This window comes from Stieleria marina, assembly GCA_007741555.1.
Lineage (GTDB): Bacteria > Planctomycetota > Planctomycetia > Pirellulales > Pirellulaceae > K23-9.
In genome coordinates, this window is record CP036526.1 from 6878566 (window position 1) to 6901044 (window position 22479).

The 22479-nt window shown below is 54.9% G+C and carries 19 protein-coding genes; 13 read left to right on the forward strand and 6 right to left on the reverse strand.

The features are described from left to right. Window positions 1-93: 93 nt before the first annotated feature. Both K239x_RS24405 and K239x_RS24410 read right to left on the reverse strand, forming a co-directional pair. Window positions 94-894 (reverse strand): SDR family NAD(P)-dependent oxidoreductase, encoded by an 801-nt coding sequence (locus K239x_RS24405; RefSeq protein WP_145420937.1) that lies wholly within the window; start codon window positions 892-894, stop codon window positions 94-96. A gap of 356 nt (window positions 895-1250) precedes the next feature. Then, window positions 1251-1973, reverse strand: coding sequence for a hypothetical protein (locus K239x_RS24410; protein WP_145420938.1), 723 nt, complete (start codon window positions 1971-1973; stop codon window positions 1251-1253). A 392-nt stretch (window positions 1974-2365) separates the two neighbouring features. On the opposite strand from K239x_RS24410, the gene K239x_RS24415 reads away from it, so the two are divergent. The 12 genes from K239x_RS24415 (at window position 2366) to K239x_RS24470 (ending at window position 11343) form a co-directional block, all read left to right on the forward strand. Then, window positions 2366-3163 (forward strand): DeoR/GlpR family DNA-binding transcription regulator, encoded by a 798-nt coding sequence (locus tag K239x_RS24415; protein ID WP_145422551.1) that lies wholly within the window; start codon window positions 2366-2368, stop codon window positions 3161-3163. A 134-nt stretch (window positions 3164-3297) separates the two neighbouring features. Further along, the gene (gene pduL, locus K239x_RS24420) at window positions 3298-4032 is read left to right on the forward strand and encodes a phosphate propanoyltransferase (protein ID WP_145420939.1); all 735 of its coding nucleotides are present in this window, start codon (window positions 3298-3300) and stop codon (window positions 4030-4032) included. Between the two features lie 170 nt (window positions 4033-4202). Beyond that, window positions 4203-4496, forward strand: coding sequence for a BMC domain-containing protein (locus K239x_RS24425; RefSeq protein WP_145420940.1), 294 nt, complete (start codon window positions 4203-4205; stop codon window positions 4494-4496). 60 nt (window positions 4497-4556) lie between these two features. Further along, window positions 4557-4826 carry a BMC domain-containing protein gene (locus K239x_RS24430; RefSeq protein ID WP_145420941.1) on the forward strand — a complete coding sequence of 90 codons (270 nt, stop codon included), beginning with the start codon at window positions 4557-4559 and terminating at the stop codon, window positions 4824-4826. 110 nt (window positions 4827-4936) lie between these two features. Next, window positions 4937-6127, forward strand: coding sequence for an acetate/propionate family kinase (locus K239x_RS24435; RefSeq protein ID WP_145420942.1), 1191 nt, complete (start codon window positions 4937-4939; stop codon window positions 6125-6127). 15 nt (window positions 6128-6142) lie between these two features. Next, entirely contained in the window at window positions 6143-6454 is a 312-nt protein-coding gene (locus tag K239x_RS24440) for a EutN/CcmL family microcompartment protein (RefSeq protein WP_145420943.1), read from the forward strand. Window positions 6455-6554: 100 nt separating this feature from the next. Continuing rightward, window positions 6555-7994, forward strand: coding sequence for an aldehyde dehydrogenase family protein (locus K239x_RS24445; protein ID WP_145420944.1), 1440 nt, complete (start codon window positions 6555-6557; stop codon window positions 7992-7994). A gap of 81 nt (window positions 7995-8075) precedes the next feature. Continuing rightward, on the forward strand, window positions 8076-8345 hold the full coding sequence (locus tag K239x_RS24450) for a EutN/CcmL family microcompartment protein (protein ID WP_145420945.1): 270 nt from the start codon (window positions 8076-8078) through the stop codon (window positions 8343-8345). Further along, window positions 8342-8950 (forward strand): hypothetical protein, encoded by a 609-nt coding sequence (locus K239x_RS24455; protein WP_145420946.1) that lies wholly within the window; start codon window positions 8342-8344, stop codon window positions 8948-8950. Before K239x_RS24450 ends, K239x_RS24455 begins: the two co-directional genes overlap by 4 nt. A gap of 22 nt (window positions 8951-8972) precedes the next feature. After that, window positions 8973-9254 carry a EutN/CcmL family microcompartment protein gene (locus K239x_RS24460; RefSeq protein WP_145420947.1) on the forward strand — a complete coding sequence of 94 codons (282 nt, stop codon included), beginning with the start codon at window positions 8973-8975 and terminating at the stop codon, window positions 9252-9254. 169 nt (window positions 9255-9423) lie between these two features. Further along, window positions 9424-10299, forward strand: coding sequence for a class II aldolase/adducin family protein (locus K239x_RS24465; protein WP_145420948.1), 876 nt, complete (start codon window positions 9424-9426; stop codon window positions 10297-10299). Window positions 10300-10407: 108 nt separating this feature from the next. Continuing rightward, window positions 10408-11343: a lactate/malate dehydrogenase family protein gene (locus tag K239x_RS24470; RefSeq protein ID WP_145420949.1), complete on the forward strand. Its 936-nt coding sequence runs from the start codon at window positions 10408-10410 to the stop codon at window positions 11341-11343. Between the two features lie 351 nt (window positions 11344-11694). On the opposite strand, the gene K239x_RS24475 is transcribed toward K239x_RS24470, so the two are convergent. Next, the gene (locus K239x_RS24475) at window positions 11695-12981 is read right to left on the reverse strand and encodes an anti-sigma factor family protein (RefSeq protein WP_145420950.1); all 1287 of its coding nucleotides are present in this window, start codon (window positions 12979-12981) and stop codon (window positions 11695-11697) included. A gap of 511 nt (window positions 12982-13492) precedes the next feature. On the opposite strand from K239x_RS24475, the gene K239x_RS24480 reads away from it, so the two are divergent. Further along, a complete protein-coding gene (locus K239x_RS24480; protein WP_145422552.1) occupies window positions 13493-14293 on the forward strand; it encodes a class I SAM-dependent methyltransferase in 801 nt (266 codons plus the stop codon). 76 nt (window positions 14294-14369) lie between these two features. Here the strand turns inward: K239x_RS24480 and K239x_RS24485 are convergent, their stop codons facing one another. From K239x_RS24485 to K239x_RS24495, 3 genes are read right to left on the reverse strand one after another with little or no spacing between them, the layout of a single operon-like run. Continuing rightward, a complete protein-coding gene (locus K239x_RS24485; protein ID WP_145420951.1) occupies window positions 14370-15443 on the reverse strand; it encodes a DUF1559 domain-containing protein in 1074 nt (357 codons plus the stop codon). A 48-nt stretch (window positions 15444-15491) separates the two neighbouring features. After that, a complete protein-coding gene (locus K239x_RS24490) occupies window positions 15492-20726 on the reverse strand; it encodes a non-ribosomal peptide synthetase (RefSeq protein WP_145420952.1) in 5235 nt (1744 codons plus the stop codon). After that, a complete protein-coding gene (locus tag K239x_RS24495) occupies window positions 20702-22441 on the reverse strand; it encodes an NAD(P)-binding domain-containing protein (protein WP_145420953.1) in 1740 nt (579 codons plus the stop codon). The genes K239x_RS24490 and K239x_RS24495 overlap by 25 nt, the downstream gene beginning before the upstream one ends. Between the last annotated feature and the right edge of the window lie 38 nt (window positions 22442-22479).

The window sequence follows — 22479 nt, forward strand, 5'->3', positions numbered from 1 at the left end:
TTCACGCCAACAAGTACAACGAAACCACGCGTCAATTTTGATGCGTGGTTTTTTCGTACCCAAAACCAGTCGCCCCAGAACAGCGACCCCCGATCAGCCGTCCGACTTTTTTGCTTCGTCGATGCGGTACATCTCCCGCCAAGGCAGCTGAATCCCGCCGTCGATCGTAATGGTGCTGCCCGTTAGATACTCACTGGCAGGATCGCACAAAAACACCACGCCGCGGCCGATCTCCGATGGTTGCCCTAGTCGCCCCCAAGGCAACTTCGCTGCTTCGGCGGCCAACGTTTCTTCGCTAAAGAACTTTCTTTCTCCCGGAGTATCCGTCCAACCTGGGTGAATAATGTTGCAGCGAATTCTCTGCGGCGCCAGTTCACACGCGACCGTTCGCGCCATCTGATCATTCGCAGCTTTGGCCATATTGTAGGCCATCGCGCCGGGCATCGCCATGTGCGCATGCGGACTGCTGATAACAACCACGTTGCCGCCGTTGCCCGCGTCGACCATTTTTTGGCATCCAGCACGCACCAGGTAAAACGCACCCCACATGCTGATGTCGATCGTCTTGCGAAACTCATCAAGGTCGGACTCAAGCATCAAATGCCGGTCGCTGTACGCAGCATTGCTGACCACGATGTCCAATCCGCCCATCAGGTCACAGGACTGTTCGATCAGGCTTTCGACGTCCGATTGCACGGCCAAATCGGCTGCGACCTTATGAGCCTTGCCGCCGGCGGCTTCGCACTCGGCGATGACCTCATCGGCTTCCTCGCCGTGACTTCGGTAGTTGATCACGACTTCTGCACCAGCCTTGGCGAGTTCGACGGCAATACCTCGACCGATGCCACGGGATGAACCGCTGACGACCGCTCTTTTTCCCTGCAAAACACTCATGCGTTGATGCTCTCAGCTTGTTCCTTTGATAACGTGAACGTAGATTTTCGTCGGCATCGCGACAAGATGCGAGGGGGCACTAAGATTTGCCCGTCCTGAGCACTCGCCGCCACCAGGGAAACCAGGGAACGCGGCAAATTAGAGCATTGCCTTGGGAAACAGAACTCGCAGAATGTCTTCGGACGCCGCGGCATCCGATCGTCCGTCGGCAGGGCTTAACCGACGAATCCGTCTCCAAGATGTTGTCCCGCTGCTATCAGCCAATTTCGATGGAACTCGGAAAACGAAAAAAGGAATGCCGCGAATCAACACGACACTCCTGATTGTTTTCTAAGCCGGCTGTGCTCAGCGAAGACTTACAGCGATGTTCCAGCGTCGCTTGGGCTACCGATGCTTGGCTCTTGCGATTGAGTCAGAACATTTGTATCCATCGTTTCGATGCCATCGACTTGAGTCTTTACCAGAGTGACCATGGCTTCGACCCAACCCGCAGCAGCTTTCTTGCGAGCGTCGACTGCGCCACGAAGCTCCGTCGCATTGCTTTCGACTTCGCTTGCTTTGAAATCGTGGTAAGCCGTATCGAACTCGTAGCGATCTTGGAACTGCTGCTTTAGAGTGCCCATTAGCTTCGTCTTTTCACCATCATCTTTGGTGCTCTTAAGCTGCACCATGGTTTCTTGAATCTGCCCTTCCAATACAGCGACGAAAACTCCTAGTCGCTGTTCCGCAGTCAGATCATCCGCTTCAGGTTTCACCGTCTGACGCTCGTAGAAGGTTTGATTTTCGACCGAACCATCTTTACCGACCACCTTGCTGTCGCGTCGAACTTTGATGGTTACGAACTCGGGCAACTCAGCAGCCAATTCACTCAGGTCGCCACCGAATCCGGGCTCTTTCTTGTCGCTTTCCGCATCGTCGAGTTCTTTAGCAGCGTCGTCGCTGTCGACAGCGGCTTCGGCTTCCGGCGCGTCTGCTTGGGCCGAGTCCGAAATCGTGTCCTGTGCAAACGAGGGGCTCAGTGGTGACAGAGTCAAGCTAAGCGAAAGAAGGGCGGCAAAACAAATAAAGTAGCGGGTCATGGTGTCTCTCCAGGATGCAATTCAGTTATCAAACAATTGGTTCATCGCGCCCGAAAAGGTCCCCCCGAGCAAACGACATGGCACGCATCTTAGTGAACCTCCCGCTTTTCCTCAATTTCCCATTCCCCCATTTGTGGCGATTGTTCCGACTAGCGACCAGCCACTCCGCAGCACCGACTCACGGGCGGAGATTCGCTTGCAAAATCGCAGCACCAGCTCTCCTAGAGCGGCCATTTGCCAGGAAATGATGGGTTAAGATGAGACAAAACCGCTAAATCTTGGCGTTTATCTTTCATTTCACCATTTTAGTGATTGTTTTCTTTCACCATTGATAGAAAACTACCAATGATTGGCAACTTGACGAACCTAGGGGATTGATAGTGGGAGTTCCGGTGACGACCGAGTTTCGACGCGATCGACTTCGCGAATTGGTGCAAAACCGTGGCTTTGCGGCCCTGGGCGAGCTAGCTGATTCGCTGGAAGTCAGTGAGTCGACGATTCGCCGTGATTTGGAACAGCTTGAACAAGCTGGCGATGCCAAGCGAACTCACGGTGGTGTGTTCTGGACGGGTGAACCGGCGACGATGCGGATTTTTGAATCGCGTCGGGATACGCACTGGCCAGCGAAAGTCGCCATCGGAGCAGTGGCGGCGGAACTGATCGAAGACCACGACACGATTTTGCTGGACGGTGGGAGTACGACTTACGAATTGGCCAGGCAGCTGGTCGGGCGGCCGTTGCAGGTCGTGACCAATAGCTTGCCAATCGCACATGTCTTGAGCAGCAGTGATGCCACCGACTTGGTGATGATCGGCGGCTGCGTGCAAGGACAACGTGGCGTCGCGATCGGGCCGATGACCGACGCGATGATTGCCACGATCAACGTTTCGAAGGCGTTTTTGTCCGTCGCGGGTGTTACTGACCGAGGCTATTTCAATAGTGACATGATGTTAGTGCAAAGCGAAAAAGCGATGCTGGCTTCGGCCGACCAAGCCATCGTGGTTGCCGACAGCAGCAAGTTCGGAAAAGTCAGCCTCAGCCGATTGTGCGGATTAAAAGAAGTGCACACCGTGGTCACCGACTCCGCAGTGGATTCGCACTGGAAAGACATACTGGAAAACCAGGGAGTCCAACTAGTCTTGGCTTCTGGGTCCAATTCAAACACCGAAGAACCGAGAGAAATGCCGTAGTCCTGTAACGGCGTTTGCAGGGCATTTTTCGCAAGACACTTTCATGTCCTGCAGAAAAGCACACATCAAACAGAAGCGTCTGGGACGCACCATGCCGTGCGAGCGGTGTCGCGGAACTCATCAAGAACGACATTATGAATCAAACGATCGATCGAAACCAAATCGAACAACTTGTCCGCAACGCCCTACGCGGTGGTGGACCAAGTGCTACGCCTGCGACCGGAAAGTCTGCATCTGCCGGTGGCATCAGCCCACCGGGCTGGATCGACGGACAGCCAAACCTGCGCGTCAGTATCTCGGCTCGCCACGTTCACCTGACAGACGAACACGTTGAGACCCTTTTCGGTGCCGGAAGCGTTTTGGAACCAGACAAAGACCTGTACCAAGATGGTTTCTACGCAGCCAAACAAACGGTGATGGTCGTTGGCCCGCGCCGACGAATGCTTCCGAACGTTCGCGTGCTGGGACCAACACGAAATTTTAGCCAAGTCGAACTGGCTCTTACCGATTCAATCTCGCTGGGCATCGACGCCCCGATCCGCCACAGCGGCAAGATCGAAGGAACACCTGGATGTGTCTTGGTCGGCCCTGCTGGAACAGTGCAGCTAGACCAAGGTGTCATTCGCGCCGCTCGTCACGTTCACATGAACTTTTCCGACGCGGACCATTTCGGCGTGAAAAACGGCGACATGATGCAACTGAAAATCAAAAGCCATGACTGCAGTGTTGTGTTCGAGGACGTTTTGGTGCGTGCTGACGAAGCCGCCAAATTGGAAGTGCATATCGACACAGACGAAGGCAACGCCTGCAACTTGGACGCCGCCTGTGAAGTTGAACTTCGCAAAGACGATTGCAATTGCAAACACTGACTTGGTGAGCCGCTGGCGCTACCCACCGGCGTTTATCCGGCGGACCCGAAAAGGCCGGTGGCTGGCGTCCGCGGCTCACAATAAAACGAACAAGTGCTAGCCGCGCAAGTTCAAAACCAAACCATTTACCCCTTTCGACCATTTCTCCTTTCCTTAGAGGCAAAAATCAAATGGCAAAGATTAGTGAAGCGCTCGGCATGATCGAGACCAAGGGCTTTGTTGCCCTGATCGAAGCGACCGACGCAATGATGAAAGCCGCCAACGTTCAGTTCCTTGGCTGGGACAAAGTTGGTGGTGGACTGGCTGCAGCATTCGTCACCGGCGATGTGGCTGCCGTCAAAGCAGCGACCGACGCAGGTGCATCGGCTGCAGGACGCATCGGCGAAGTCGTCAGCGTTCAAGTGATTCCACGACCACACGACGATTTGTCCAAGGTCCTGAAATTGGCTGCTGCCAAAAAGTAGCTTCTGGCTCCTTCGTTAGTTCAACAAAACAAAGCAACAACCTCTACAGAAGAATCTCCCATGAATGATGCACTCGGTTTGATTGAAACCAAAGGATTGCTTCCCCTCGTCGAAGCAACCGACGCGATGGCCAAAGCCGCCAACGTCGAAATTGTCCAACGCGTTGACATCGGTGGTGGCTTGGTCACGACCGTCGTCAGTGGTGACGTCGGCAGCGTTCGCGCAGCCGTCGAAGCAGGTGCAGCCGCCGCCGCACAAGTTGGCGAACTACTTAGCAGCCACATCATCCCACGACCAGCTGAAGGTTTGGTCAAGGCTTTTTTGGCCTAACGCCTACGAGTCCTGCGACACTGATCGCAGGACACGACAAAGGCAATCACGCCCTGCGATCAGTGTCGCAGGACTACTCTCAGCTTCGTTTCACAAATGGATTTAATGACGTGCTTATCCTCGTAGCCAACCTTGGTTCGACCAGCTTCAAGTATCGGTTGTTTGATATGACCGATGAACGTTGCCTTGCGCGCGGTGCGGTGGATCGAATCGGCGAAAGCGAAAGCAGTTGCAGCGTGGAAATCGGTGACTGGACCGAAGAGCGAACCATGACGGTGCCGGATCACGGTGTCGCAGTGGCCGCTTGCTTGGAACAACTCACTGACGCTGAACACGGAGTTTTGAAGGACGCATCCGAAGTTGCCGCGATCGGTTTTAAAGCCGTTCACGGTGGACGAATTTCGGGCGTGTTCCAGGTCAATGACGATGTGCTTGATGCGATGGCAGAAATGAATGCCGCCGCACCAGCTCATAACCCGCCGTACATCGCCGCCATGAAAACCTTGCGAGAACGCTTTCCCGATTTACCTCTGGTAGCTGCGTTCGAGACAGACTTTCATCAAACGATTCCGGCGTCAAGAAAAGAGTATGCGATCCCACGTGAGTGGGCCGACGGACTACACATTCGCAAATGGGGATTTCACGGTGCCAGCCATCGTTTTATCGCGACGCGAAGTGCCGAACTGTTGGGCCTTGAAGATGCACGCGTGATCTCCTGTCACCTTGGTGGTAGTAGCTCCGTGACCGCTATCCAATCCGGCAAAAGCGTGTTGACGACGATGGGCATGACGCCCCAGACTGGTTTGCCGCAAAACAATCGCGTCGGAGATTTCGACCCCTTCGCATTGCCGCTGATCATGAACGAAACGGGCATGACGCTAGAAGAAGTTTTAGCCGAGCTTGCCAGCCGAGGCGGACTGTTGGGACTGAGTGGAAAAAGTGCCGACTGTCGCGACTTGGAAGAAGCTGCCGCTGAGGGTGACGAAGGTTCGCAATTGGCACTGGACGTCTACGTACAAGAAATCCGCCGACATCTTGGCGGAATGATTGTGGCGATGGGCGGTGTGGACGCGATCGTGTTCACTGGTGGCATTGGCGAAAAAGGAGCCGATATTCGCGAAGGTGTTTGCCGCGGCTTGCAAGAGCTGGGAATCGCCATCGATGACAAGGCAAACCAATCGCTTCGAGATGAAGGAACGTTTCACAGTGATGACTCGCGGACGCAGTTGTGGGTGATCCCGACCAACGAAGAGTTGATTGTGGCTCGACAGACCACGGCCGTTTTGAATCAGAAAGCCTGACCCCGGAGAGCAACCATGTTCATTGCACGCGTAACCGGATCGGTCGTCTGCACGCAGAAGATCGAAACAATGACAGGCCACAAATTGCTGGTCGTCGAACCCTATCGTTTAGAAGAGAAGAAACGTAGCACGTTGGCCACCACGGGCCGAACCTTCATCGCTGTCGACACGATCGGTGCTGGTGAAGACGACTACGTGTTGATCGTTCAAGGCAGCAGTGCCCGACTGACGCCCGAGACAAAGGAGTTGCCGATTGATGCGGTCATCATCGGCATTGTCGACTCAGTGCACATCGAAAAGAAAAACATTTACGACCGCAACAAATAGAAAAGTGGCCGAACACTCCGTGGTCGGATTTACCGGCCGTTCATCCGATCGAGGAGCGTTCGGCCGCGAAAACCAACGTCTCACCTGAATAATAAACATCATGCAATTCGACGAAAATCTAATCCGCAACGTCGTCGCTCAGGTCCTCTCCGAAGTGGGCCCGATCCCGGCTGGACCGAGCAGCACCGGCCTACCAATGGGCAGTGTCCCCGGCGGCCGCCATGGGATCTTTTACGATGCGGACTCAGCTGTTCGCGCCGCTCGTGCCGCCTTTGAGCAACTACGAGAACGCAGCATGGCCGAGCGCAAACAAATCATCGACATCATCCGTCGCATCTCGATTGAGAACTGCGAAGAGTTGGGCTTGATGGAGATGAACGAAACCAAAATTGGTCGCCCCGAACACAAGATCGAAAAGCTCAAAACGCTGGGCGAGCTTTCGCCGGGAACTGAGTTTCTGAAAACACAGTGCTTCAGCGGCGACGACGGACTGGCCGTCATCGAACGCGCCCCGTTTGGCGTCATCGGCGCGATCACGCCTGTCACACACAGTCTGCCAACGATCACCGGCAACGCAGTCAGCATGATCGCCGGCGGCAACGCTGTGGTCGTGAACCCGCACCCTTCGGGAAAACTGGTCGCAGCGGAAGGCGTTCGTCGATTCAACGAAGCGATTCACAACGAACTGGGCATCGACAACCTGATCTGCGTGATCGCCGAACCAACTCTAGAAACCGCCAGCGATTTATTCGCACATCGCGACATCGCACTGATCTGCGTAACCGGTGGACCAGCTGTGGGCCGTGCGGCACTCAACAGCGGCAAACGAGCCATTGTTGCCGGCCCGGGCAACCCACCTGTGGTCGTCGACGAAACCGCAGACTTGGACAACGCGGCGCGCTGCATCATCCAAGGCGCCGCTTACGACAACAACTTGCTGTGCATTGCCGAAAAAGAAGTCTTCGTTGTCGAATCCGTTTTTGACCAAATGATGGCCGCGATGCAGCGTGCGGGTGCCGTCATGCTCAACGCCGGTCAGATTGCCGCTTTAACCAGCAAGGCCATCGTGAAAGTGGGCGACGACAATCACGACGCGGCTTGCAAAGATTTCATCGGCAAAGACGCTAGTGTTTTGGCCGCCGCCGCCGGCGTCAGCGTGCCAGAAGGAACCGAGCTAGTGTTCGGCGAAACAGACGAGCACCACCCATTCGTGACTGTCGAACAAATGATGCCGTTCGTGCCGTTCGTACGTGCTCGCGATGTCGATCACGCGATTGAGCTGGCCAAAAAGTATGAACACGGCTTCCGCCATACCGCGATCATTCACAGCCGCGACGTCCACAACATGACCAAGATGGGTCGCGAACTGGACACTACTCTTTACATCAAGAATGGTCCCTGCATGGCAGGACTGGGACTTGGCGGCGAAGGTTACTTGTCGTTTTCGATCGCGGGCCCGACCGGAGAAGGCGTCACCACACCGGACACTTTTACCCGCGAACGTCGATGCAGCATGATCGGCGAAGGCCGCGTGGTTTAGATGAAACCAACTCGTTAGCTGCTGGCGCTAGCCAGCGGCGAACACGTCGAAACCTGCGGAACAACAAACCAACCACACCAAATGCAACCTGCCATCGTCCTTGGATCGACTCGCGCTACCGTCAAGCATGACAGCTTGGACGGCCAGCGTTTAGTGATCGTGCAGCCGACTGGTGTGGACGACGCTGCCGATGGACCACCACTGATCGCGATCGACGCGCAAGGCTGCCGCAAAGGCGACCGCGTGATGCTGACCAGCGATGGAACTTACGCACGCGATGTGACAGGACACAGCGAAACACCGGCACGATGGAGCGTCATGGGAATCATGGACGACACCAAATCGAAATGAATCAACTAGCGACCAACACCATCGACCCGGCGCGAATTGCTGCGATCGTTCGTGAAGTCATCGCTCGCATCAAACAGTCCAACCTATCGGCCAACTTACAAACAGACACAGCTACAAACCCACTGCCGGACAAAATCATCACGGTCGCCACGATTGAGTCTTTGTCAGGCAGCCCCTGCGACGTCACCATCGACAGCAAAGCGGTGGTTACGCCCGCCGCTCGCGACGAAGCGAAACTTCGCGGCATCACGATACGTCGCAGCGATGCACAACCCAGTACTCAGAATTTCAACACAGAACCAAGCACCCAACCAACCGAAATCGTTGATGTCTCCCAACCCGAGCGAGCCGTTTCGATGCTGGCTCAATTGGCGCGCCGCGGCATCAGCTCAATCGGATGCAAGATCGTCCTGAGCGAAACGCCTGCCGCAGACGTGTTTCGATTTTGCCACAACGAAAACCAACGAGCCGTCATGCTCACTAGCATCAGCGACATCCCGCGTTTTGCTGGCGAATTACAACCGACGGTTTGGGTTTTGGACATGAAACGAATGAACTTGATGACTGCCGTCAACGCGGCCGTACAGATCGCACAAAAATCATAGGTCACACAAAAACTGCAACCTTATGAAACTGGCCCGAACCATTGGAACCGTCACCCTTTCGCGCTCGCATCCGGCATTGGCAGCAGCCAAGCTGCGGTGTGTAGAGATTGTTGATTCCGTGGACCGCATCGATACCCAACCACTCGGTGGCGACCTAGTCGTTGCCTGGGATCTTTGCGGCACCGGAATCGGCGACCTAGTGGCTTTGGCCGAAGGCCCCGAAGCAGCACAACCGTTTCGCCCGGACGTGAAACCACTCGATGCCTCCATCGTCGCGTTGTTGGACAACGTGAATTTGGAATAAGAAGAACTTTACCACCCCAATAGTGAGCCGCTGGCGCTAGCCACGGGCCTTGCTCAGCACGCTTAACCGATTCAACGAAACGCCAGTAATCGCAAAGGCCCGTGGCTAGCGCCAGCGGCTCAGAACACGACAAACCAAAACACAGCTTTAGCACCCTCGGAACTGTCAAATGCAAAACCTTCACAAGATCAAACAAGACATGTGCGACATCGGTCGTCGCATCTACAACCGTCAATTCGCCGCTGCCAACGATGGCAACATCACGGTCCGCGTCAGCGAAAACGAAGTCCTTTGCACGCCGACATTGCATTGCAAAGGTTTCTTGAAGCCGGATGACATTTCACTGGTGGATATGACGGGCAAGCAACTCGCCGGTCGTAAAAAGCGTTCCAGCGAAGCACTGCTGCACTTGGAGATCTATCGCCAACGCGAAGACATCCGCAGCGTTGTTCACTGTCACCCGCCACACGCCACGGCATTTGCGATCGCTCGCGAGCCGATCCCACAGTGCATTTTGCCTGAAGTCGAAGTGTTCTTGGGCGATGTGCCGATCACGAAGTACGAAACTCCAGGCGGACAAGAGTTTGCCGACACCATCATTCCGTTCGTCAAGAAAACGAACGTGATGATCTTGGCCAACCACGGTACCGTCAGCTACGGCGAGACCGTCGAGCAAGCTTATTGGTGGACGGAAATTTTGGATTCGTACTGTCGTATGTTGATGCTGGCTAAACAGCTCGGCAACGTGTCGTTCTTGAGCCAAGAGAAATCGCAGGAACTGTTGGACCTGAAAGACAAGTGGGGCTACAAGGATCCACGTAACACCGAAGACTACAAAGACTGTGACATCTGTGCCAACGATATCTTCCGCGAAACATGGGAAGAATCCGGCGTACAACGTCGCGCGTTTGCCGCGCCACCCGCTGCAAACTCGCCTTCTGCCGCATCGGCGGGAGCAGACCCTGCCGGAATGCCAGCAGGCGTTAGCGAAGAGCAATTAGTCAAAATGATCACCGACGAAGTCATGCGGCAGATGAAGTCGTAAGTAGAAGCTGATCTGAGCCGCTGGCGCTAGCCACGGGCCTTTTCGGCATCCCCCCAACCACATGGCCTGCGGCGAACGCCGTCGGCTCACAAGTACCAGAGACACATCATGAAAGTTTCAATCATCGGCGGCGGTGGACTGGTCGGTTCTTGCGCCGGCTTTGCTCTTCAGTGTGGCGGCATCGTTCGCGAAATCGCTTTGCTGGATGTCAACCAAGAAATGGCCGTCGGCCAGGCACTCGACATGCTGCACGGCGGGCCAAGCGTTGCTGATCAAGTTATCAGTGGCGGCGGCTACGAACACATCCCGGACAGCGATGTGATCTGTATTACTGCTGGTTTGCGTCGCAAGCCCGACGAATCGCGACTGGATCTGATCAATCGCAATACCGACTTGTTCATGCAAATCTTGAACGATGTCAAAGCAGCCGGCCCCAAGCAATCAGCGATCGTCTTGGTCGTCAGCAATCCGGTCGACATCCTGACGTACTTGGCCGCTCAAAAGCTGGGCCTGCCGAAGCATCAGGTCCTGGGACTGGGCACACAGCTTGATACGATTCGTTTCCGCTCGTTGATCGCACAGCAGCTCAATGCCGCACCAACGCAGGTCAAAGCACTCATCCTAGGCGAACACGGCGAGTCCATGGTTCCGATTTGGAGCAGTGCGACAGTGGCCGGATTGCCGTTAGATAAATTCCCTGGCTGGAACACGGGAATGCAGAATCAACTTTTCACGCGGACTCGCGGCAGTGGTGCTGAAGTCATCAAACGCAAAGGCGGTGCCGGTTTCGCGGTCGGAATCGCGATTCGCGACGTAATCGAAGCGATTGCACTTGATCAACAGTGCATCCTGCCCGTCAGCAGCGTAATCAACGGCTGCTACGGCATTCGCGACGTCGCTCTGTCGGTGCCGTCTGTCGTCGGCCGAAAAGGAATCGTCGATCACTTAGAGATTGATCTATGGCCCAAAGAAGTGCAAGGATTGCGAGCCAGTGGAGCAGCACTTCGAAAAACTCTGCAGATTGTTCAGAACAGGGTGGCATGACCACCCGAGGGAACTAGAGTATCGCAGAGACTAGCCGCCGATCAAATGCTCAGGCGTCCACGCAAGGAATACCTGGAGAAGCGAATTTGATCGACAATCGTGGCCCGAAACGGGGCGACAGGTTTTGAATGAGCGTTGTTAACGGCTGCGTGAAACTTAATTGCCTGTAGCTCCTTTTCGAGGCCACGTTTTAATGCCGGAAACACAGGACCGGAATTGAGATCGTCCGGTGAAGCTCTGCGTGAAAAGAGACGGTCGGTCCACGCGGTGAAGATTAGATTCTGCGGTGTCGCTAGAAACCGTCGACCTGTTCAGCGGGCTTCGCCCGCAGCACTGATGGAACTCAGTGGCCTACTGAATCAGAATCAGTAGGCGTGACATTTGATCAGGACCATCAGTGTCCAGCATCGATGTCAACGGAATGCGTCCTGTGCCTCGCATCGGCATAAACGTCTTGTCGGACGCCAATTCATTTGCGACTTGATCGGCTACAGCACCCTGCAGCAGCCAAGACTGATCGTGGCGAATCGCACGCACCGCATCAGGACTAAGCGACCGAACGATTCGTCGTTCCGCCGGTGTCGCGATCATCTTCAAGCCAACAGATTCTATCCCGTCTTTGTCAGCGACAAGAGCATCAAAGAACACATCGACCTTCTTTGCCGGAAGCTCCAAGTACAACAATTGCGTCCCGGTTGCCGCTTGTTCATCGCCTTCCAGCGAATCCGAAACAGCCCCCACCAGCCCATCGCTGAGCGTTTTCTCTTGAACCGGTTTGATCCCTGCACCACGCAGTGCATTGCGAACAGTACGCGATTGGCGTCCCTGTTCAGTTCGTTTGACAAGAAACGTCAGCACGTTCGATTTGCCCAGCAGTTTGGCTGCCTCGGCTTCGGTCGGCATCTTCGGTGACTTCAACGGTTCCACCGACTCTGCATTCGCGGGACTGCTAGCGATCGCGTCCACGGACGGCGTCGCTGCACCGGCACGCATCGGCTCGGGTGCTTTTTCTACGGCAACCGTTTCGCCTGTTTTCGATGGGTCCAATCCAATTTCCGGATCCAGCGAATCCACTACTGTGTCGGCAACCGCGATCAATGCCTCGGGCTCAATTTCTGTCGCTGGATTGACGATCGCTGGATTGACCACTTCGGGTGCCACCAGCTCATCCGACCGATTCATTTCTCCCTGCGGAGACGCTTTGGCTAACTCGCCGCCCATCACACCTATCGGCTGCTGGGGAGGCCGTAGCATGACGATTCCAATCGCGATCGAAGCAGCCAAAGCAATCAGTGCACCGGCAATTTTGCCGATCGGCATTTGTTTTGCTAACTGCGGCGTATTGGGATGTTCAGCCAATTTGATGAGTGGATGGTCTTCGCCAAGTCCTTCGGCGCTGGCTTGGGCGACCGCTGCGCCCATCACTCTTTCGGCAAACCCGTCATCCAACCGAACCCCCGCATCGGATCGACAAATTTGACGGAGTGATCCACGAATACGCCGTAGATCTTCTAGCTCGGCCGCGACGTCCAAGTCGTCGTTGAGAAGTTGCTCGAGGCGACTTTTTTCGTCATCGCTAAGGACATCATCCAGATATCCGCTTAGCAATTGGTCGAGGAGTTCGCGTGGAATTGGCATGGCTCAAAATACTGCTTTGCCGCGTCAGGCGGCCAAGGCGGAGTCGTATCAATACGATTGCCGCGTGTGGTAACGTCTCTCTACGCCAAATCGGTATCGAGTCCTAACAGGTTGGATTTGCTCAATGCCAGTCCATCGGCACCCGACAAACTGATCGGGACAGCAAACTCCATAATACCTCGATATCGAACAGCGCAAGTGCTGGGCGATAACGATCCGATGCGTTCGCGAGGGCCAAAGTTCCCAGCTAGCACTTGATCAGGCCTCGAAACGGCGAAAAAGCACGTTTTGAAGGCTTTTTTTACGGGAAACCGTGCGTGAAACTCCCTATCTGGGCTCTGCCACCCCACCGCATCTACTCTATTTTCGTACAGCTGCGTGGCGGTAGCCCCAGCCGCGACTTTGCCAGCCAGTGGCATCCTTTGCGACCAAGATCACCCAGACACCATCGAAAGTACGGCCCGTGCACCGAGACGAGATCCTACGAACCAATCGGCGCGTCTACGATGCAATGGCAGCCGCCAACGACCCGCTGTGTCGCCCAGCCAAGGACGACGAGCTGTCCCAACCGTTGATCACCGTCGACGCAGGTGGCTGGCTGGGCGATTCAATCGCGGGCCAACGTGTACTCTGTTTGGCGGCCGGAGGCGGGCGGCAAAGTTCCTTATACGCAGCCGCTGGAGCAGACGTCACCGTCGTCGACCTGAGCGGTGCAATGTTGGAACTAGATCGTCAAGTCGCGAAGGAACGAGGCTACTCGCTGCGTTTGCTTGAGACATCGATGGACGATCTTGCCGGTCTTCGTGATCGGGAGTTCGACTTGGTGATCCACCCAGTGAGCACCTGCTACGTCTCCGATGTCCGCCCGGTGTTTGCCGAAGTCGCTCGAGTGCTTCGACCAGGCGGTCTGTACATCAGCCAACACAAGCAGCCGACCAATTTACAAGCGTCGATGGAACGCAACGCTAACGGCTACGAACTGCAACACGCGTACTACCGCGACACGCCGGTACCGCCTCCAAGTGTCCAAAACCGCAACACCCGACGTCTCCGCGAGCAAGGCGCCGTGGAGTTTCTGCATCGGTGGGAACAACTGGTTGGCGGGATGTGCCGCGCGGGATTCGCAATCGAAGACTTGGTCGAACCGATGCACGCCAAGCGAAATGCTGATGCCAACTCGTTTGCGGACCGAGCCGCCTTCGTAGCGCCGTACGTTCGCATCAAAGCACGTCGATGTAATTCGGAACCCAATCGACGTGGGCAAGATCACGGCCAGCAAAAAGCTTCGACGCTTTGGATTCCGGAGTCTTAGCGCGCTAACCAGTGCAATTGGACCAGCCCAAATCGATCCGTGCGATCTACCCGGGCGACTTACCAGTGCCAACCAATCAGTGGCTCAGCCGCTCTTCGATCGTTTCACGACTGGCCCGTGTCCCCAAAATCCCCCAAAGTCCGTAGGGGCTTCTGATGTAGTTCCCGTCGGAATCGGTAATCGCACTCGGCGGTTCGCTGCCGAGATCACCAGATTCGATCGAATCAGAAAAAAAGACGACTGCTCCGTCGCACATTGCAGCATGGCACCCGTCCAGATGCCGACTGGACGCGCTAAAGATCCCGTCAACCGCAGCGGTGCCTTCGATCGCGACGCTTGAACTGTTTGGTGGAAGAATTGTGTGCCCTAAGGAATATCCGCCAGCACCATCAGCCCAATTTCCTCCCCGGCCCAAATCACTCAGGCGAGTTTTCTTAAAATATCGATCGCTCCGTGCTGGATCGACAAACTGAAAACAGTCTTGGGGAGCCTGCATTTTTTCGATGGGCACATCAACCACGAACTGACCGGCGATCGAATGACCTCGCTTTGTCGCCGTTTCCAACATCATTATCGTATTGGACAAACCATCCAAGATTTCACGGAACCGAATCGCGTGACCCGGCGCAAACGCGCCACGCACATTGTCCTTTGATACTGGTGAGTGCAAATTTGTTACCAAGTCCCCCACAGAGAAAACATAGTTCACCGAAGCAAACGTTCCTTCTTGCGAAGCATCGCTCGGGCATCGCAGAGTGGCCAACTGGACTTGCCAGGGAAGATAACTTTTGTCCCAAGGAACAGATCCGCCTGCTGCAAATCTAACACCATCGATAATCAACACTTGGCTGATTGATTGGTGAAGTTCTTGCTGATCAAGATAAGGCAACAGCTCGACCACCCCGCTTCGACGATCTGAAATTCCAAGGAGAGTGGCTCCCATTGCTTGCGGCATTCGCTTGTGCGTCGAATGAAAGTTATGCACTGCGAGCGTGATGTAACTCAACCGGCCAGCACACATTGATTTTCGCGCTCGCTCACGGGCACGCAAGATCTTCGGCAGCAAGAGTGCTAGCACGACCGCCGCGACCGTGATCAAAATCAGCAAATCGCGAATCGAAAATCGGCTCAGCGATGTTCGCTCTGTCATCACTTGGATCAAAAAGAAGGCAGGGATTGGCACATTGCCCCACCGATCTTAACGCATGACGCGATCAAGTTCCGCTGCAAGGGATTCGACCGCAGGCGATTGCAGCATGTGAGCGTGATCGCCAGGAACATTGATCGTGTGAACTTGCCGGACAAATTGTTGCCAACCCAGAACCGGATCGTCGAACAAATCCCCCGTCTTTGACTGTTCGTTGGGACGAAACAAGTGCACGTCACCATCGTACTTAGATGCTTCGTACTGATGCACGGCTTTCACATTCGACTGAAACACACCTAAGACATTCCCAGCTCGATCGAATTCCTTGGTTGGCACGATGCCCGCCGTCGCGGCTCGTTCGACGAAAAACTGCAATTGGTCGGCGGGATCTTTCTGTCGCAATTCTTCCAACGGGACGTTCATCGCCCCGGGGAACAACGCCCCCAAGAGCGGCAAAAAATCCTCTTCTGACAACTCGGTGTCCGGCGACAGCAGCCCCGAATCCAACAGCGCCACGACTTCGACTTGACTGCCAGCCAACTTCAATTGCCGTGCGACTTCGTAAGCAATATTCCCGCCCAGTGACCATCCTGCGATGTGAACCGGTCCGTCGCCGCATTGTTCCCGAATCGCTTCGCAGTAAAACGTTGCCATTTCCAACAAGGTATCGTGTGGCGGGTGAATTCCATCAATGCCTTGAGCCTGCAGCCCGTAGACTGGCCGCGCGACATTCAGTGCCTTGGCGAGTTCCAAATAACAAAACACGGTTCCGCCAGCCGGGTGAATGCAAAACAGCGGCGTACCCGAATCGGCCTTTCGCAGAGCGACCAGAGTCCCTGTCTTCGATGCCGAATCTCCTTGGTCGATCAGATCCGCCAAGTGCGCCACGGTGGAATCTTGAAACAATGCTCCGAGCGGAAGCTGTCGCCCGAGCGATTTGTCGATCTCCGCGATCATCCGGACCGCCAACATACTGTGACCGCCAAGTTCAAAGAAATCATCCTTGACGCCGATGGGACGCACGTCCAAAAGGTCTTCCCAGATTTCCGCAACCGCCTGTTCCGTTTCGTTACGCGGCCCGACAAAATTGCCCGCCCAAGCCGGCCGGCCCACTGGCGCCGGCAACGCCTTCTTGTCGATCTTTCCATTGATCGTTCTTGGTAGTTCATCCATCACGACAAAAGCTGCCGGAACCATGAACGCAGGTAACTGTTCTCGCAGTTCGTCACGCAATTTCTGAGTCAGTTCGCGATGAATGCGTCCACCCAACGGTTGATTGGCTTGTGATGCAATGTCGATCTTGGCCAGGTCGCGTACTTCGGAAGCAATTTGCCGATGCCCAACTGTCCCCACCGATGCCAGTACGTCGTATCGTTCGGCGTGATCATTGTTCCAGCAACAATCGACGTGATCGTTCGTGCCAGCTACTGCGCGATAGTATTCATTGGGATCAACACTGTTTGCATGGCCAGCAGATCGCTTGCGAAGCTCGCCAGCGGATTGAATCGTTTGGTCACGATTGAGCAACTCGGTCGCCAGGCAATCGGCGGCCACGCGCGGATTTAGAATCCCACGCACGACCACACCAGCTTGACCCGCAATCCGAATCTGATTGGCCAAGTCATCGGGTGAACAACCCGTATCCAGTTCAACCGCGTTTCGACCAACGCTGGCGACTTCTTCGTCGGCAGGCACTGCTTCGGTCGTTAAAATGACGTCGTAGCGATAATTCGCCAGTTCATTCACTGCGTCGGTGTTCTTCAGCAACACCCGAACGCCCGTTAGTTTTGGAAGGCTGTTGGCAAGCTGGTGAAAAAGGCTGGGCGCCAAAAGCAGTTCTTCTTCGTGTTCGATTCGAGTTTGAATTTGATTCTTCAGACGGTCAACGGGCAGGTCGTTGGGCGCGTTGAACAATTCGATCGATGTTGCCAATTGCTGCTGAAGGCAGTAGTTCCGAATGTCACCCAGGAAGATTGAACCACCGGGAGCAAGGTGGTCGAGGGCGCCCTGCAAGACTCGCAAAAAATAGTCGGCACTCGGAAAATACTGCACCACTGAATTCAAAACGATCGTGTCAAAGGTCTGGCCGGCAACGGCATCAAAACGATCGGCCAATTGCCTGTGCAAAGCGACCTTCTTCGCAACTTCGGGTCGTTTGCGAAGTGCGTGTTCGATGTTATCCAACGACGATTGCAGAAGATCGGTGCCAACGTAAGATTTGCATTCTTCGGCGATCTGCAACAACAAGAGACCTGTTCCACAACCGATCTCCAACACGTTCTTTGGACGGAGCGATTTGATACGGCTCACTGCGCTCTCTGCCCAAGACCGCATCTCGATCTCAGGGATCGGCTTGTTGGTGTACGTACTGGTCCAGCCAGAGATATTAAAATCGGGATTCAACACCACTGGTGCTGCTCGGTGTGCTTGCTGAAACAGATCCGACCATCCCGACACGTGCTGGGATTCCAAAGCACTGTCGACGCCGGCGTCTTCTTTCGCGGGAACGACATACGCAACCAATTGATTCTGGTCGCCGTCGTTGCGTTGAACGACGACGGCCTGCTGCACGTCATCGCAGGTCTCCAGCACAGCGGCAATCTCGCCCGGTTCGATTCGGAAACCGCGCAAGCTTATTTGGTCATCCACGCGCCCGATGAACTCCAGCATCCCGTCGTGCCGCCACCGTCCCAAGTCTCCGGTGCGATACATCCGCCCGCCAGGAACTTGCGAAAACGGATCGCTCAAGAACGACTCTTGCGTTAATTCTGGCCGCTTCAAATACCCTCGCGCGACTCCCGGGCCACCGACATAGATTTCGCCCTTGGCTCCGACCGGCACAAGCTGCTGTTCCCCATCCAGAACATAAATCCGCATGTTGTTCATAGGCCGTCCGATCGGCGGCCGCATGGTTTCGCCGCGTTCGACTTCCATCATGCTGCAGCCCACAGCCACTTCTGTCGGACCGTAACCATTGAAAAACCGGCGTTCCCCAACCGCCCAACGGCTTGCAAGTTCGCCCGTCAGCTTGTCCCCCGCCGACGCGACCACTTTCAACAAATCAAATTGATTTTCATTTAGCATCGCCAACTGTGCCGGCGCAAACTTCGCCACCGAAATAGCGTGCCGATTGAAATGCGCCGTCAGTTGCGACGGATCGCTCATCACAGCTGCGTCATTCACCACGCATGTCGCCCCGCTGCCCAACGCGAGAAAGATCTCCGAGAGAGCTCCATCAAACGCCGGCGAAAAGCTGAACCCAACTCGATCACCTGGCACTACCCCCATGCGATCAATCTGGGCCAAAACAAAATTGACGATCGAAGCATGCTCAATCTGCACGCCTTTCGCTGCCCCAGACGATCCCGACGTAAAAATCATGTAGGCCAAGTCGCTCGGGGCAATCGTGGGCGGATCGAATACGAGTGCCTTCGACTTTTGCAGTAGTTCACTAAACGTCGGTGCGTCGATCTTGATCACGGCGTCGGTTTCGTCACAAATCGAAGCGATACGCTGTGGCGGGTAGGACGGGTCGACCGGCACGAATGCTCCGCCGGCTTTCAAAACAGCCAGAAACGAAACAATCAAGTCAATGGATCGTGGAAGTGCAATGACGACCGCCGATTCGCTTATAACGTTACGCTGCATCAATGCCGCTGCAATCTGGTTGGCACGCGTATCAAGCTGGCGGTAGGTAATGCGTTCTTCATTGTGCACCACCGCAACTAGGTCCGGCTGTTCGTCAACGTGACGCTGAAAGAGCTGATGCAACAACGTCGGCGGTTGGTTTGCAGTGGTTCCCGCGTGCGTCGTGGTGCCGATCTCGTCAACCAATCGCTTACGTTCGCAAGTCGAAATCATCGGCAACGTTTGAATCGCGGTGTCTGGTTCTCCGACGGCAGCAGATAGCAACGTTTGATAGGAATCGATCAAACGCTCAATCGTCGATTGTTCGAAGAGCATTGTGCGATATTCCACATGACCGGTTAGCCGCGACTCCTCCTGCCAGAGGAAAAACGTCAGATCGTACTTGGCTGTTCCGTTGTCCACCGCAATCGGTTGAACAGCGATGCTTTCACCGGAGCTGAAATCGCGAGGCAAGTTCTGTAAGACCATCGCGGCTTGAAAGATCGGTGAATAACTACGATCACGGCCCGACGCAAGCTGATTGACCAGGCGTTCAAACGGAACATCTTCGTTTTCGTGGGCTGCGATCACCGTCGCATGAACTTGATCCACCAGTTGCTCAAACGTCAACGTGCTGTCGAGGTTAACCCGTAGGGCAAGCGTATTGACGAAGAACCCGATCAAGGATTCCGTTTCGGCTTGCGACCGCCCGGCCGAAGCCGTTCCCAGGACCAAGTCATCCTGGCGCGAATAGCGTCCCAGCAAGAGTGCTTCGGCGGCGAGCAGAACGACGAACGGCGTGGTGTTTCGTTTTCGAGCCAGATCGTTAATCGCGGTCGTTAATTCGGCCGTGAATTCCAGTGGCACCGTTTTGCCAACGAAGTCCTGCACGGCGGGGCGGGGCCGATCCGTCGGTAGGTCCAGCACGTCCGTCGCATCAGAAAGTTGATTGCGCCAAAACGCAAGCTGCTTGTCGAGCGCAGAATCTGTCAAACGATCGCTTTGCCAATGCGCAAAATCAGCGTACTGAATTGGCAGGGGCGTTAAAGCAGGCGTCTCTTTGCGGCAAGCGGCATCGTAGGCAGCTGTTAGCTCTCGCAGCATGACGATCATGGACCAACCATCTGAAACGATGTGGTGCATGACCAATAGCAAGATGTGTTCTTGCGCGCCGACTTGATACACGACGACTCGAAGGAGAGGCCCTGTTTCCAAATCAAACGTCTGTCGTGACGCAGCTCTCAGCCGATCATCTAGTTGATCGTGTGACTCGGCCGTATACCGAAAATCGATCCACAACGGCACAATTTCGACGCGGTCATGAACCACACGCTGAGGTTGTCCGTCGACCAAGTGATAGGTTGTCCGCAGCGTCTGGTGCCTGCAAACAACCCGCGAGATTGCTTCCTCAAACGCGGCGCGATCGAGCGGCCCACTCAGTTTTGCCGCCAACGGCATGTTGTAGAACGGATCGTCTCGCTCAAGCTGATCGACGAACCACAAACGTTTTTCGGCGTGCGAAAGCGAGGTGACGCTACCGGGATCCTGCCGAGGAATCGTCGTGCCAGCGCCGCCGCCGGATTTCTCAAGCAACAACTTCTCTAGCAGAGCTCGCTTAGCCGGCGAGAGGCCGCTTAAACGTGCTTCGAGGTCGGACATAGATGACTCGCGTAGTTGCCTCGAATCCACTTTTCAGCACTGTCACCCGAACGCTCGGGATCATTGATCAGACGCGTAGACCCTGCGGACAGATGCTGTTGCAGAAATTTCACAAACTGGTTGCGGTGAGTGTGCTGGTACTTCGTTGGATCATCTTGACCGACAAAATCCAATTCGCGAATCAACGGCCGTTCACCAGGATGTTTGCCGACTCGCCAGTCGTTTTCGAGTGATTCAGAGATATGGTGTTCGTCAACGAATTGCCCACGGAACATGCGGCGAATCCGTGGATGCAAGTAAGCATCGTCGTACGCCTTATCGGGATGCGGCTCCCGTTCAAGACTGAACAAATTCCCGTCAAAATCGCCATACTCCATCGTGATAATGTAGTAGTGATCATTGTCGGAAAAACTGCAATCAATGATGTAGTCGACAGCGATGGTTTCGTAATACTTTGCCTTGCCAGTCTTTTCGTCGACGACCAAACAGTCCCCCAAAAAACCGGGCTGGTGCATCAAACCTGCGGCCGAACTGACCCGATCGGTAATCTTTTCGGCAATCGTTTCGGCGTCTGCTTCCAAAGTCTGATGGACCCAAGGCTTTTCCTGGTACCGTTCGGTCAACAGGTTAAACAGACTCTTGATATTGAAACGAAAACCGTGCAGCACGCTAGACATGGTCTTTTTAAGGTCGCGAATCTGCGTGATTGTTCCGGCATAAAAGACGCCGGGCAAATTCGTCGATTCCCATGCGCTGGTCATCGCGGGAAGACGGTCTTCGCAGGCCAATGCTGGCTGACATCCATCGCCAAAGAAACTGGCATCCCAGCTGAATCCCGTGCAACAGAGGACTCGATCGTACGCCAACACTCCGCTTTGGCCTTCGGCATGAGTAAACGTGATCGAAACGCGATACTCGCCGTCAACTTTTTCAATCTTGTTGACGTTGGCATCTAAGACTGAATTCTGACCTTTCAGAATGTAGGTGTCCAAAAAGTCATTATTGACTGCGCGAAGGTGCCCAAAGAAGTGCGTCTGCCAAGCCATCTTGATGGAGTTAGGACTACAGAGGTGGGTCACGCGCGTGGCGGCTATCAGGTGGTTTGCCGTTTCGAAAGCTGAGTTCCCTTTCCCCAAAATCAAGACACGTTGTCCGGCAAAATCATCCGGATCAATCGACATCGTCTCGTAGTTTTCGCTGAGTTCGATCCCGGGTATTTCGGGAATGTAGGGCTTCGGGATGCCTGTGGCAACAATCAAACAACGTGTGCGCAATTGGTTGCCGTTGGCATCGCGAACCACATACGCCCCCTTGGAGACCGGATCAGGATGAACACTTTGGACTGACGTGTTGTACTGAATATTTAGGTCGAACTTCTCAGCAAAGTCGCACAAGTACTGAGCGTATCGTTTCGCGCTCGGGAAATACTCTTTGGAGTACTTTGTAAAGGCAAACTCATCGTCGTCGCACAGCAACGAATTCCAATCGTACCGCAGTTGCGCTTCGCGTTCGGTGTATCCCGTGTGGACCTTATTGATCGAAAGCAGTTTGTCGTGCCGAGGATACAGTTCAAACGCTGTGCCGGGGCGGTCACGAGATTCCAGGACAACGTAGTCGTTGCCGGCTCGCTCCATGAAGTACCCCAGTTGCAACCCGGCCGGCCCGGCACCGATGATCACGTAGTCGACTTCACGATCCTTTTCGATCATGTCCATTGTGTTTCTCGCGGTAGGTAAAATCAGGCTGGTGCACA